Annotated in this window: 12 protein-coding genes; 11 read left to right on the plus strand and 1 reads right to left on the minus strand. The window is 64.6% G+C overall.

What is annotated here, in order from left to right; all coding sequences use genetic code 11:
- Positions 1-191 precede the first annotated feature (191 nt).
- The 10 genes from IB269_RS02630 to IB269_RS02675 all read left to right on the plus strand — a co-directional run bounded on the left by IB269_RS02630 (position 192) and on the right by IB269_RS02675 (position 10,903).
- Positions 192-1,319 (plus strand): YncE family protein, encoded by a 1,128-nt coding sequence (locus tag IB269_RS02630; protein ID WP_412523741.1) that lies wholly within the window; start codon positions 192-194, stop codon positions 1,317-1,319.
- A complete protein-coding gene (locus IB269_RS02635; RefSeq protein WP_192366357.1) occupies positions 1,319-2,137 on the plus strand; it encodes a polysaccharide deacetylase family protein in 819 nt (272 codons plus the stop codon). The genes IB269_RS02630 and IB269_RS02635 overlap by 1 nt, the downstream gene beginning before the upstream one ends.
- 39 nt (positions 2,138-2,176) lie before the next feature.
- Positions 2,177-3,157, plus strand: a complete 981-nt coding sequence (locus IB269_RS02640; RefSeq protein WP_012206804.1) for a sterol desaturase family protein — start codon at positions 2,177-2,179, stop codon at positions 3,155-3,157.
- Between the two features lie 15 nt (positions 3,158-3,172).
- On the plus strand, positions 3,173-4,072 hold the full coding sequence (locus IB269_RS02645) for an EI24 domain-containing protein (RefSeq protein ID WP_192366358.1): 900 nt from the start codon (positions 3,173-3,175) through the stop codon (positions 4,070-4,072).
- A complete protein-coding gene (locus IB269_RS02650; protein WP_012206802.1) occupies positions 4,069-4,887 on the plus strand; it encodes a competence/damage-inducible protein A in 819 nt (272 codons plus the stop codon). The genes IB269_RS02645 and IB269_RS02650 overlap by 4 nt, the downstream gene beginning before the upstream one ends.
- A gap of 236 nt (positions 4,888-5,123) precedes the next feature.
- Complete coding sequence (glnA, locus tag IB269_RS02655) at positions 5,124-6,539, plus strand: type I glutamate--ammonia ligase (protein ID WP_012206801.1); 1,416 nt, start codon at positions 5,124-5,126, stop codon at positions 6,537-6,539.
- Between the two features lie 180 nt (positions 6,540-6,719).
- Positions 6,720-7,223: a hypothetical protein gene (locus tag IB269_RS02660; RefSeq protein WP_013801180.1), complete on the plus strand. Its 504-nt coding sequence runs from the start codon at positions 6,720-6,722 to the stop codon at positions 7,221-7,223.
- Between the two features lie 30 nt (positions 7,224-7,253).
- A complete protein-coding gene (glnL, locus tag IB269_RS02665) occupies positions 7,254-8,330 on the plus strand; it encodes a nitrogen regulation protein NR(II) (protein WP_012206799.1) in 1,077 nt (358 codons plus the stop codon).
- Positions 8,331-8,375: 45 nt separating this feature from the next.
- Positions 8,376-9,947: a nitrogen regulation protein NR(I) gene (ntrC, locus tag IB269_RS02670; protein ID WP_123690808.1), complete on the plus strand. Its 1,572-nt coding sequence runs from the start codon at positions 8,376-8,378 to the stop codon at positions 9,945-9,947.
- A 143-nt stretch (positions 9,948-10,090) separates the two neighbouring features.
- On the plus strand, positions 10,091-10,903 hold the full coding sequence (locus tag IB269_RS02675) for a hypothetical protein (RefSeq protein WP_224986152.1): 813 nt from the start codon (positions 10,091-10,093) through the stop codon (positions 10,901-10,903).
- A 15-nt stretch (positions 10,904-10,918) separates the two neighbouring features.
- Here the strand turns inward: IB269_RS02675 and xth are convergent, their stop codons facing one another.
- Complete coding sequence (gene xth / locus IB269_RS02680) at positions 10,919-11,695, minus strand: exodeoxyribonuclease III (protein ID WP_099733076.1); 777 nt, start codon at positions 11,693-11,695, stop codon at positions 10,919-10,921.
- A 305-nt stretch (positions 11,696-12,000) separates the two neighbouring features.
- On the opposite strand from xth, the gene IB269_RS02685 reads away from it, so the two are divergent.
- On the plus strand, positions 12,001-13,083 hold the full coding sequence (locus IB269_RS02685) for a fimbrial protein (RefSeq protein ID WP_192366359.1): 1,083 nt from the start codon (positions 12,001-12,003) through the stop codon (positions 13,081-13,083).
- The last annotated feature ends 65 nt before the right edge of the window (positions 13,084-13,148 follow it).

Genomic DNA, 13,148 nt, shown 5'->3' on the forward strand with positions numbered 1-13,148 from the left:
ATGCAAGTCATGGATTGGCGCGCTTGCCGCGATATCTCGGGCCAACGTCGCGCAAATGTCGGTTTTTTGCACAGCAGCAAAAGCCGATGCCCCAGAGCGTCCGAGGGGCTGATTGGCGCAGCTACACTGCGCAGATTCTCAGAAGGTGGTGCTTTGTGAAACGTCTTTCCGTCGGGCGCTTGAGCGCGGCTGTGGCTTTGGTTGTGGGCGGCGGTGCGCTGGCCTGGCTGGCCGTGGCATCCCTGCCCGGATCCAAATCGGCCCGCGCGGCCTCGGCCACGTCTGCTGCCGTGCAGGCGCAAGCCGCATCGGCCCAGGCGGCCGCCGTTCCTGCCGCGCCTTCCGTTCCCTCGGCTACGGCCGCTCCCGCGGCCCCGGTCGCGCGTGTCACGCCGCCACCGCAGACCCAGGGCCCCACGCCCATCTTTGTGCTCAACTCGCTTGATGCCAACATCAGCATCGTGGACCCGGTCACCTGGCAGGAGACTGCACGCATTCCCACGGGCAAGGAGCCGCATCACCTGTACCTCACGCCGGACGAGAAATCGCTGGTCGTGGCCAATGCGCTGGGCGACACCCTGACCCTGGTCGATCCGCGCACGGGCGAGGTGCAGCGCGTGATCCGCGACATCATCGATCCCTATCACCTGCGCTTCAGCCCGGACATGAAGTGGTTCGTCACGGCAGCCAACCGTCTCAACCACATCGACATCTACCGCTGGGATGGCCAGAACCCGCAGCTGGTCAAGCGCGTGCCCACGGGCAAGACGCCCAGCCATCTCTGGATCGATGCCAAGAGCACGACCATCTATTCCACCATGCAGGACAGCGATGCCCTGGTGGCCATCGACATCGCCACCCAGGCCATCAAGGCCCGCGTGCCCACCGGCCCCATGCCGGCCGATCTCTATGGCAGCCCGGACGGCACCAAGCTGTTCATCGGCCTGACCGGCAGCGATGGCGTGGAAGTGTTCGACATCACCGGCCCCGAGCCGCGCAGCGTGGCCCGCATCAAGACAGCCGCTGGCGCCCACGCCATGCGCGCGGCCGGCGACGGCCGCCACCTGTATGTGAGCAACCGCGTGGCCAACACCATCAGCAAGATCGACATGCAGACCAACCAGGTCGTGGCCAACTACCCGGCACCGGGCGGTCCCGACTGCATGGACGTCTCCGCCGACGGCCGCTACCTGCTGGTCAGCTCGCGCTGGGCGCGCAAGCTGTCGGTGATCGACACCGTGGAAAAGAAGGTGGTCCAGCAGGTCAAGGTCGGCAAGTCGCCGCACGGCGTGTGGACGCTGGCCCACGCGCAACGCTGATGGACCGCCGTCTCTTTGCGCAATCGCTGGCCGGTGCGGCGGCTTTCGGCCTGCTGCGCCCCGCGCTGGCGGCAGGGCAGCGCACAGGCTGTGCCAAGACCGTGTATCTGACCTTCGACACGGGCCACATGGGCATTGCTGACCTGGTGGCCGATGTGCTCAAGCGCCATGCGGTGCCAGTGACGTTTTTCGCAGCCAACGAGCCCACCCAGCAAGGCGATGGCAGCCTGGGCGAGACCTGGGCGCCCTGGTGGCGCGCACGCGCTGCCGAAGGCCATGAGTTCGCCTCGCACACCTACGACCACATGTACTGGCGCGGTGATCTGCGCGCCTCGAAGAACGGGCCGGTCACGGGTTTTCGCGTGCGCCCCTCGGCAGGGCCTCGCGCCAACGAGAACTTCACGGTCGATGCGGCAGGCTATTGCGACGAGATCCGCCGATCCGCACAGCGGCTGCAGCAGATCACGGGGCGCAAGCCCCTGCCGCTGTTCCGTGCGCCCGGCGGCAAGACTTCGCCCGCGCTGCTGGATGCCGCGCGGCAGGGCGGCTACATGCATGTGGGCTGGGCCAGCGCGGGTTTTCTGGGCGATGAGCTGCCCAGCGACCGCTATCCGAATGCGCAGCTGCTGGCCCAGGCGCTCAAGAACATCCGCAGCGGAGACATCCTGCTGGCCCATCTGGGCATCTGGTCACGCAAGGACCCCTGGGCACCTGCCGTGCTGGAACCTTTGATCACGGGCCTGCTCAAGCAGGGGTTCTGCTTCCGCACACTGCGGGAGCATCCCGACTATCGGGATTGGGTAGCAAAATTCGCATAGTGTCCGCGCGCGCAGCGCGGCGGGCGATGGGAGCGTGGTGTGGACTGGTGGATTCAGTGGTTCGGTAATGCGCAGCAGCGCCTGTTCGAGGGCGTTGTCCAGCCCCTGCTGTTCGGCCTGGGGCAGGCCAGCCTGCTGGAGGACGCCTATGGCGCCACGGGCTGGCTGCTGGTGGGCCTGCTGCAGATCTTCATCATGGTGGCCGTGATCGCGCCGCTGCAGTACTGGCGGCCCGTCGAGCCCGTCACCGACCGGCGCGCCATCCACGTGGACATCATCTACACCGTGGTCCACCGGCTGGGCCTGTTCCGGCTGGCCCTGTTCTTCACGCTGGACCCGCTGTGGGACGAGCTCATGGGCCGCCTGCATGTCTGGGGGCTGCCGAGCTTTCACCTCGACGGCGTGTGGCCCGGCGTCACCGACCTGGCCTGGGTCAGCCTGATCATCTACCTGCTGGCCTTCGACTTCCTGGACTACTGGATACACCGCGGCCAGCACAGCATCGGTTGGTGGTGGAAGCTGCATGCGCTGCACCACTCGCAGCGCCAGATGACGGTGTGGAGCGACAACCGCAACCACCTGCTCGACGATGTCATCCGCGACACCATCATCGTGCTCGTGGCCCAGCTCATCGGCGTGGCTCCAGGCCAGTTCGTGGCCATCGTGGCCTTCACCCAGCTCAGCGAGAGCTTCCAGCATGCCAACCTGCGCGTCTGGTTCGGCACCATCGGCGAGCGGCTGTGGATCAGCCCGCGCTTTCACCGCCGCCACCACGCCATCGGCATAGGCCATGAGCCCATGGCGCCCGTGCGCAACAAGAAGGCGCATGGCAACAACTTCGGCGTGCTCCTGCCCTGGTGGGACATGCTGTTCGGCACCGCCAACTTCGAGCTGCGCTTCGATCCCACCGGCGTGCGCGACCAGGTCCAGCCCAATGCCCAGGGCCAGCTGCGCGACTACGGCCAGGGCTTTTGGGCCCAGCAATGGCGTGGGTTCCTAAGGTTGATGGGTCGCGCTTGAGGCTGGGCTCGGGGTATGCTTGCCGGCATGGGCTTGCTACTCGATTCCTTCTGGCGTGCGACGGCGTATTGCCTGCATAAGCGGGTGATTGCATGGTCGCTGTTTCCCTTGCTGTTCATGGCCATCACGGCTTGGCTGCTGGGCTATTTCTTCTGGGCCGATGCCGTCGTCTGGACGGAAGGGGTCCTGCAGGGCGTGGGCTGGCTGCACACCGTATGGTCCTGGATGGGCGTGCAATCGCTGCCCGAGCTGGTGGCGCCGGTGCTGGTCGTGCTCTCGGTCACGCCGGTGCTGGTCGTGGTCTCGCTGCTGCTGGTGGCGCTGTTCATGACGCCGGCCCTGGTCGAGCTGGTGGCCCAGCGGCGTTTTCCCGCGCTGGAGCGCAGGCAGGGCGCCACCCTGGTCGGCAGCCTGGTGTGGTCCGCAGGCTCTTCGCTGATTGCCTTGATCGCGCTGCTGGTGTCGGTGCCGCTGTGGTTCGTGCCGCCCCTGGTGGTGGTGATCCCGCCGCTGATCTGGGGCTGGCTGACCTACCGCGTCATGGCCTTTGACGCGCTTTCTGCCCACGCCAGCAAGCCCGAGCGCCGCAGCCTTTTCCTGCGCCACCGCCTGGCGCTGATGCTCATGGGCGTGGTCTGCGGCTATCTGGGCGCGGCGCCGGCCATTGTCTGGGCCTCCGGCGTGGTCTTCATCGCGGCCTTCTGGATACTGATTCCGGTGGCCATCTGGATCTATGCGCTGATCTTCGCTTTCTCCTCGCTGTGGTTTGCCCACTTCTGCCTGGCCGCGCTGCAGCGCATGCGCGAGGAGGAACCGGCGCTGCCCGACACCCCCATCGTGCCCTACGCTCCCGACGCGCCGCTCGGAGCCGGCGCGGCCTCTGCCCCCTCCACCCCGCAAGAAAAGACCTCATGACCCTTCAAGTAGGCGCACTCATCATCGGAGACGAAATCCTGTCGGGCAAGCGTGCCGACAAGCACCTTCCCAAGCTGATCGAGCTGCTGGGCGCGCGCGGCCTGTCCCTGGCCCATGCCGAGTACGTGGGCGATGACAGGGCGCGCATCACCGACGCCCTGCGCCGCGCCTTCGCATCGCAGGCCGTGGTCTTCAGCTTTGGCGGCATAGGCGCCACCCCCGACGACCACACGCGCCAATGCGCGGCCGAGGCCCTGGGCGTGCCGCTGGCACTGCACCCGGAAGCCGTGGCCCTGATCCGCGAGCGCATGCGCGATGTGGCCACCGAAGAAGGCAAGCCCTACGAACCCCAGCGCGCCGACAACCTGCACCGGCTGCAGATGGGCAACTTCCCCGAAGGCGCGCGCATCATCCCCAACGTCTACAACAAGATCCCTGGCTTTTCCTGCTCGGGTGCAGCGGGCACCGTGCACTTCGTGCCCGGTTTCCCTGTCATGGCCTGGCCCATGGTCGAGTGGGTGCTGGAGCAGCGCTACGCCAAGCATTTCCACAGCACGGTGCAGCGGGAGCATTCGGTCATCGTCTACGGCGGCATGGAGGCCACGCTGACGCCGCTGATGGTGGCCATAGAGCGCGACCACCCGGGCGTCAAGGTGTTCAGCCTGCCCAGCGTGGATGATTCCAAGCACGGCCGGCACATAGAACTTGGTGTCAAGGGCGAAGCTGGTGCCGTCACCAAGGCCTGGCCCACGCTGCTGGAAGGTCTGCACTCATTTGGTGCAAGTCTTGGCCCTGAATTGGTGCGCAATATCTGATTTACGGGCCGGTCCCTGAATCTGCACCGATTTGGTGAAGATGCCGGGCGGTGGATCGAATGCCGGCAGAGGCCTCAATGTCATCCACAAGCCCTTCCCAAGGCGGCAGAATCACGGGGCTGGCGCGCCAAGCAGGTGCCAGTCTGCAGGCATGCACTCAATGGATGCAGCCTGGCACGCAAACTGCTTAAGAGTATTTATCTTTTTTGATCAGCCAGATTGGCAGGAGAGATCTGATGGCAAAGACCGTTGCAGACGTGTTGAACATGGTGAAGGAGAACGAGGTCAAATTCGTGGACCTTCGTTTTACGGACACCCGTGGCAAGGAGCAGCACGTCACGGTGCCGGTGTCGCACTTCGACGAAGACAAGTTCACCTCGGGCCACGCCTTCGACGGCTCGTCGGTGGCAGGCTGGAAGGGCATTGAAGCATCTGACATGCAGCTGATGCCCGATCCCGCTACCGCGAACATCGACCCCTTCTTTGAAGAGACCACGCTGTTCCTGCAGTGCGATGTGATCGAACCCGGTGATGGCAAGGCCTACGACCGCGATCCCCGCTCCGTGGCCAAGCGCGCCGAAGCCTATCTGAAGGCATCGGGCCTGGGCGACACTGCCTACTTCGGACCCGAACCCGAATTCTTCATCTTCGACGGCGTGCGCTGGAACACCGAACCCGGCAGCACCTTCTACGAAATCGAAGAGTACGAAGCACCCTGGAATTCGGGCGCCAAGTTCGAATCCGGCAACCGCGGCCACCGTCCGCGCAACAAGGGCGGCTACTTCCCCGTGCCCCCCGTGGACAGCACCCAGGATCTGCGCGCCGAAATGGTGCTGCTGCTCGAACAGCTGGGCATTCCCGTCGAAGTGTTCCACCACGAAGTGGCAGGCGCCGGCCAGAACGAGATCGGCACCCGCTTCAGCACCCTGGTGGAGCGCGCCGACTGGACACAGGTCATGAAGTACGTGATCTGGAACGTGGCCAACACCTACGGCAAGACCGCCACCTTCATGCCCAAGCCCTATCCGGGCGACAACGGCTCGGGCATGCACGTGCACCAGTCCGTCTGGAAGGATGGCAAGAACCTGTTCGCAGGTGACGGCTACGCCGGCCTGTCCGACTTCGCGCTGTACTACATCGGCGGCATCATCAAGCACGCCCGTGCCCTGAACGCCATCACCAACCCCGGTACCAACAGCTACAAGCGCCTGGTGCCCGGCTTCGAGGCTCCGGTCAAGCTGGCCTACTCGGCCAAGAACCGCTCGGCATCGATCCGCATCCCCTACGTGGCCAACCCCAAGGGCCGCCGCGTCGAGGCACGCTTCCCCGATCCGCTGATGAACCCCTACCTGGGCTTCTCGGCCCTGCTGATGGCAGGTCTGGACGGCGTGGAAAACAAGATCCATCCCGGCGAAGCCGCGACCAAGGATCTGTACCACCTGCCCCCGGAAGAGGACAAGCTGGTGCCCACGGTCTGCCACAGCCTGGACCAGGCCCTGGAAGCGCTGGACGCGGACCGCTCGTTCCTGACCAAGGGCGGCGTGTTCTCGGACAGCATGCTCGATGCCTACATCGAGCTGAAGATGGGCGAAGTGACCCGTTACCGTCAGGCCGTGCATCCGGTCGAGTACGACATGTACTTCTCGCTGTAAGGCGAGTCGGCAAAAAGGCGGCGCAAGCCGCCTTTTTTGCTTTCGGCCAGGACCTGGGTATGCTGGGCGCGGAACCAAAAGAGGTTGGCCCGCTCAAGAAATGACGTCCAGCCCGGAAGATGGAGCGATACTTGCCCGGATAAGCCGGGCCCTTCCGATCTGGCTACCCGAGGGAATGGAATGAAGAAACTGTTTGTGTCACTGCTGCTGCCCCTGCTGTCGGTGGGAGCCTGGTCCCAGGATGTGATCTACCGCTGCGGCAACGAGTACACCAACAACGTCAGCCAGGCCAAGGCCAAGGACTGCAAGCCGGTGGACGGCGGGCATGTGACGGTGATCCATGGCGGCAGCAAGCCGGCGGCCTCGGGCGGCAGCCAGGCACCGCGCACCTCCGCCGCTCCGGCCGCAGGATCGCCCGCTCCGGCCAAGGTCAACAGCAGCGCCCAGAAGGCCCGCGACTCCGACGCGCGGACCATTCTGGAAAGCGAGCTGGCCCGCGCCCAGGAGAAGCTGACACAGCTGCGTCAGGAGTACAACGATGGCAATCCCCAGCGCACCGCATTGGAGTTGCGCAATCCCCAGGGCTATCTGGAACGTGTCGAGCAGCTCAAGAGCAGCATCTCGCGGCAGGAAGGCGATGTCGCCGGCATCCGCCGTGAGCTGGATCGACTTCCCAAGAACTGACGGGCCCGCGCGGCCCACCGGAGCCCGGCCATGATCCAGGACGACCGGCCGGCGCCCCCGGCCTCCTATCAGGCGCTTGACCTGCTGTGCACGCTGATGACCGTGCTCGACGAGCAGGGTGCCGTGCTTTTCGCCAACGCCGCCCTTGAAAACGCACTGGGCCTGTCGCGCCGCATGCTCGAAGGCAGCGAGCTGGCGGCCTGCTTCACCGAGCCGGCCTTGCTGGACAAGGCCTTGCGTGGCGCCCAGGACAACGACTTCGCGGCCCTGCGCTTCGAGGCCAGCCTGCACCGCGTGGGCGGCGATGCGCTGCCCGTGCACGTCACGGTCTCGCTGGCCGAGCGGCCCGGCCATGTGCTGGTCGAGTTCTGGCCGCTGGAGCAGCAGGCCCGCCAGGACCGCGAGGAGCGGCTGCGCGAGCAGGCCCAGGCGCACAAGGAACTGATCCGCAACCTGGCCCACGAGATCAAGAACCCGCTGGGCGGCATCCGTGGCGCAGCCCAGCTGCTGCAGATGGATCTGGACGCCCCCGAGCTGCGCGAGTACACCGAAGTCATCATCCACGAGGCCGACCGGCTGCAGGCGCTGGTGGATCGGCTGCTGGCGCCGCACCGCCATCCGCATGAGGTGGGCGACGTCAACATCCACGAAGTCTGCGAGCGCGTGCGCTCGCTGGTGCTGGTCGAGCACCCTGCCGGGCTGACCATCACGCGCGACTACGACATCTCCATCCCGGAGTTTCGGGGCGACAGCGCCCAGCTGATCCAGGCCGTGCTCAACATCGTCCAGAACGCGGCGCAGGCGCTGCAGGAGCGCATCGCCGCCGGTGATGCCGAGATCATTTTGCGAACGCGCGTGGCCCGGCAGGTAACTTTTGGTCGCCAGCGCTATCGGTTGGCATTGGAATTGCATGTGATCGACAACGGGCCAGGCGTTCCCGATGCCATCAAGGAGCGGATCTTCTATCCGCTGGTATCGGGAAGGGATGGCGGTTCGGGACTGGGGCTGACGCTGGCGCAGACCTTCGTGCAGCGCCACCAGGGGCTGATCGAATGTGAAAGCCAGCCGGGCCGCACGGATTTCCGCATCCTCATTCCCCTGCCTTGAGGCCCACGGAAGTCAACACTGCAACAAGGGAAGGATGCACCACCAATGAAACCGATCTGGATCGTGGATGATGACCCTTCCATCCGCTTCGTGCTGGAAAAGGCACTGGGCCGGGAAGGCTGGGCAACGCGCAGCTTCATCCAGGCGCGCGATGTGCTCACGGCACTGTCCGATGTCGATGCCGGCGACCCGGCGCGCCAGCCACCCCAGGTGCTGGTGAGCGACATTCGCATGCCCGGCGGCTCGGGGCTGGAGCTGCTCGAGCAGATCCGCGCCCAGCAGCCGGGCCTGCCCGTCATCATCATGACCGCGTACTCCGACCTGGACAGTGCCGTCTCGGCCTTCCAGCGCGGAGCCTTCGAGTACCTGCCCAAACCCTTCGACCTGCCCAAGGCCGTGGAACTCATCCGGCGCGCCGTCGAGGAAAGCCTGCGCGAGGATGTGGCCGAGGCCCAGGCCCCGCTGCAGGCCGAGATGCTGGGCCAGGCGCCTGCCATGCAGGACGTGTTCCGCGCCATCGGCCGGCTCAGCCAGAGCCAGGTCACGGTGCTGATCACGGGCGAGTCGGGCTCGGGCAAGGAGCTGGTGGCGCGCGCGCTGCACAAGCACTCACCCGTGGCGGGCGGCCCCTTCGTGGCCATCAACACCGCCGCCATCCCCAAGGACCTGCTGGAGTCCGAACTGTTCGGTCACGAGCGCGGCGCCTTCACGGGCGCCCAGACGCAACGGCGCGGACGCTTCGAGCAGGCCGAGGGCGGCACGCTCTTTCTCGATGAAATCGGCGACATGCCCTTCGACCTGCAGACGCGCCTGCTGCGTGTGCTGTCGGACGGGCACTTCTACCGCGTGGGCGGCCACCAGGCCGTCAAGGCCCATGTGCGCGTCATCGCCGCCACCCACCAGGACCTGGAGCAGCGCGTGCGCAACGGCGGCTTCCGCGAGGATCTGTTCCACCGCCTCAACGTCATCCGCCTGCGCCTGCCCGCGCTGCGCGAGCGCAATGAAGACGTGCCCATGCTGGCTCGCCACTTCCTGCAGCAAAGCGCGCGGCAACTGGGCGTGGAGCCCAAGCGCATGGGGGTCGATGCCATGCAGCGGCTGCAGACCTTCGCCTTCCCCGGCAACGTGCGACAGCTGGAGAACATCTGCCACTGGCTGACCGTCATGGCCCCTGCCCAGGTCATCTCGGTCAAGGACCTGCCCCCTGAGGTGCTGGGCGAAGCCGCCCCGCCCGCGGGCGGTGGCAACGGCGGCGTGCCTGCACCGGCCACGCTGCCGCATGCGCCGGCACCGCTGGCGGAAGAGGGCCTTGGCCGACTGGCCGTGCCCGTGTCCGCGCTGGCCCCGCCGCATGACACCGCCCTGGCCGCTTCCGACCTGGACTGGGTCCATCTGCTGGGGCAACAGGCGCGCCAGCTGCTGGAGCACACCCACGCCCAGGGGCATGGTGAAGTCTGGGACCAGCTGTCCCGCCGCTTCGAGGCGCAACTGATCCGCTCGGCCCTGGCCGTCACCCACGGCCGCCGGGTCGAGGCCGCCCAGCGCCTGGGCATTGGCCGCAACACCATCACCCGCAAGCTCCAGGAACTGGGCATGGACGAGGACGCCTTCGAGTAAGGCAAGCCGGCGGGCGGCCGGGCCCTTGCCTCGGCAAGGGTCCGGCTCCTACAGGCCGGCGCCCGGGGTGCTGACGGGCCGGGCCGCCCGGGCTTGGGACAATGGAGTCCTCTTCGCTGGAACGGCCTACGTCCCGACCTATCGTGCCCACAGTCCTCTCCAACCTCTGGCAAAAAGCCAAGCCCGCTCGTCCGGGCCTGATGTACCCATCGACACCGCGCACGCTTGGCGAGCCGGTCGATGCGTACTGGCATGACCGCTACTTCCTGGAGCCTTACTTCGTTGCAGGGCGTGGTTACGACCAATACCGTCCCGCCTACGCACTGGGCTGGAAAGCGTCACTTGAACCCGAGCACGCGCAGCAGGATTTCGACGATGTCGAATTCGAGCTCGAGGAGCGCTGGGAGCAGGTTCGGGGCAGCAGCCTGCTGCGCTGGAGCCAGGTGCGCGAGGCCGTGGAGGCCTCATGGCTGCAGGCGCGCCAGCGCACGCCCACACAGCCAGTGGCCACCACGCTGGAATTGCAGAGCACGGCCCTGCTCAATGCCGTGCTGGCCCTGGGCCGCCAGGCCCATGCACGCCTGGGTGAATGCATGAATCCCATGCCCCAGGGGCTGATCGGACAGGTGCTGGCGCGGCACTTCAATGCCAGCCAGATCCTGGTCGAGGACCTGGAACGTGCCATCGGCTCCAGCGGCGGCGTGGTCCTGCCCGTGCGCGACAGCCGTGCCGCACTGCGTCGCAACGCCTTCTGGGACGGGCTGCTGGGCAGGGAAGAGGGCGCGGACTACGTGCTGGACCAGGCCGAGTCCTGCCAGCAGCAATGGCTGAGCGCCTATGAGGCTGCCGAGCAGGTACGTCTGCCCAGGGCGCTCAGCGAGATTCTTCACCGCCAGTCCCTGATGCTGCGCGGCCATATCGAGGCCATCCACTGGCTGCGCCGGTACATGCTGTAGCCGGCTGGCTGCAATTCAGCCCAAGGTCACAACCACGGGCGCATGGTCGCTGGGCTGCGGGTTCTTGCGCGGCGCACGGTCCACGCTGCAGGCGGTGACGCTGGGGCGCAATGCCTCACTGACCAGGATATGGTCGATGCGCAGGCCCCGGTTCTTCTGGAAACCCAGCATCCGGTAGTCCCACCACGAATAGCTTTTCTCGGGCTGGTCGAACATGCGGAAGGCATCGGTCAGGCCCAGCTGCAGCAGCGCCTGGAAATGCGTGCGCTCTTCCACCGTGTGGTGGATCGTGTCCTTCAGGCCGATGGGATCGTAGGAGTCGCGGTCCTCGGGCGCCACGTTGAAGTCGCCCACCAGCACCAGGCGCGGGTGGGCCGCCATTTCGCTTTTCACCCAGTCCTGCAGCGCCTGCAGCCAGCGCATCTTGTAGGCGAACTTGTCGGTGCCCGGCGCCTGCCCATTCACGAAGTAGCCATTGATCAGGCGCACCGGGCCGCCTTCGGCATCGAGGGTGGCGGCAATGATGCGGGCCTGCTCGTCATCCAGGCCCGGAATATTGCGCACCACGTCGCGCACCGGCGTGCGCGTCAGCCAGGCCACGCCGTTGTAGGTCTTCTGTCCATGGCTGACCGCGTGGTAGCCGGCCTCCTGCAGCGCCTGCAGCGGAAACTTGTCGTCGGTGAGCTTGAGTTCCTGCAGCGCCAGCGCATCGACAGGGTTGGCCTGCAGCCAGGCCAGCACCTGCGGCAGGCGCACGGACAGGGAGTTGACGTTCCAGGTGGCGATTTGCATAAATAAATCCAATTAAATCAAATGATTGCGTGATTTTTCGATGGTTGCTCTTGTGGTGGTTGCCAGCCTGTTCACCCGAAAAATCATGCCCTTGCCGCAGCAGTCAGCCCCTATTTTGATGCGCGATTGCACTTGGGTGTTTTTCAGGCGATTCGGCAGCGCGACTGTCAGCCCTGGCTTCGGCCAGCGTATCGGCATGCGGGGCCGTTGACGTGATGGGGCCGGCCTCGCCACGACCTTCATGGCACCGGGCAGACCTTGAATCAGATTGATCTGATTTCATCTCGGATGAAAGATGTCTACGATTGAAAATTTTCCAAGGAAATGCGGCCTTGGAATTTTTTCATTATCCGAAGGTATTCAAAATGCATATATTCATAGGCGTTTTTTGCAGAATAAACAAGGCTGTCATGATATTTATTTTGGCAATGATGGCCACCTCCGCATGGTCCGCATGCGCAATTGAAAATACAACTGATGGGTCAGGCTATTACAAGTATGTGTTCAGTAATTTCAATCCTCCAGAATTCAATTCCAATGTGGCCAAGAATACGGTGATTTACTCAAAAACCGCTGTAGCGGTAATAAGTAATGGGCTTGGCGCTAGATTGATGAATTGTGTTCCATCGGTCACGGGCTATATTTTAGGTAAATCTACACCAGTCAATAATATATATCCGACGACAGTCGAGGGTATTGGCATGAGGGTTTCGACTAGATATGGTGCTGCGCCTGTAAGTGGTTTGGGGTATTCCAATCACAACGGATCTTTTGCATATCCACTTATCGATGTCACAGTTGAGTTGATCAAGACCGCAGATGGCGATATCACTGCAGGTGGCGTGCTGGACAGCGATTTCCTGTACGAACGCGCGAATGATGCATTTGGCCAGATTCTCGCTCAATACAACTTTTCCTCGCCCGTCGTCCTCCGGCCCAAGGTGCCCACCTGTACCCCACAGACGCCGGAGCCCGTGCGCATGGCCCAGACTGTCACTCAAAAACTCACCTCAATCGGCTCAACCGGTGCTCCCCGCTCCTTCCTCATCTCGTTGTTGTGCAAGGGCGGCATCCCAGGTTCGTTGACCAACGCCTATGTCACGCTGACGGATGTGGCAAATCCTGCAAATATCGGGAATGCTCTGACCCTGTCCAAAACCTCGGTGGCAAAAGGTGTGGGTGTGCAGATCCGCAAGGATGACCAGATACTGGGCTTTGGCCCGGACTCCAATGCCGCCGGCAACAGGAATCAATGGTTTGCAGGGGCTGTTGCCTACGGGCAGGAGCGGTTGGATATCCCGCTGACGGCGCGCTATGTCAAGACCGAAGAGAACGTGACCATAGGCAGTGCCAATGCGGCGGCGACCTTCACCATCAGCTACCAGTAGTTCCCCCTGATCCCTTGCGCTTTCGGTCTGATCGCTGGCAGGCCATTCAGCGTGGTCAGGCAAGT

The sequence above is a fragment of the Delftia sp. DLF01 genome, from assembly GCF_014852125.1.
Classification (GTDB): domain Bacteria; phylum Pseudomonadota; class Gammaproteobacteria; order Burkholderiales; family Burkholderiaceae_C; genus Comamonas; species Comamonas acidovorans.

What these genes read in the sequence shown, in the direction of transcription:
- IB269_RS02635 (WP_192366357.1), top strand. Translation starts at nt 1,319, where the DNA reads ATGGACCGCCGTCTCTTTGCGCAATCGCTGGCCGGTGCGGCGGCTTTC.
- glnL (WP_012206799.1), top strand. Translation starts at nt 7,254, where the DNA reads ATGATCCAGGACGACCGGCCGGCGCCCCCGGCCTCCTATCAGGCGCTT.
- IB269_RS02645 (WP_192366358.1), top strand. Translation starts at nt 3,173, where the DNA reads ATGCTTGCCGGCATGGGCTTGCTACTCGATTCCTTCTGGCGTGCGACG.
- glnA (WP_012206801.1), top strand. Translation starts at nt 5,124, where the DNA reads ATGGCAAAGACCGTTGCAGACGTGTTGAACATGGTGAAGGAGAACGAG.
- xth (WP_099733076.1), bottom strand. Translation starts at nt 11,695, where the DNA reads ATGCAAATCGCCACCTGGAACGTCAACTCCCTGTCCGTGCGCCTGCCG.
- IB269_RS02650 (WP_012206802.1), top strand. Translation starts at nt 4,069, where the DNA reads ATGACCCTTCAAGTAGGCGCACTCATCATCGGAGACGAAATCCTGTCG.
- ntrC (WP_123690808.1), top strand. Translation starts at nt 8,376, where the DNA reads ATGAAACCGATCTGGATCGTGGATGATGACCCTTCCATCCGCTTCGTG.
- IB269_RS02660 (WP_013801180.1), top strand. Translation starts at nt 6,720, where the DNA reads ATGAAGAAACTGTTTGTGTCACTGCTGCTGCCCCTGCTGTCGGTGGGA.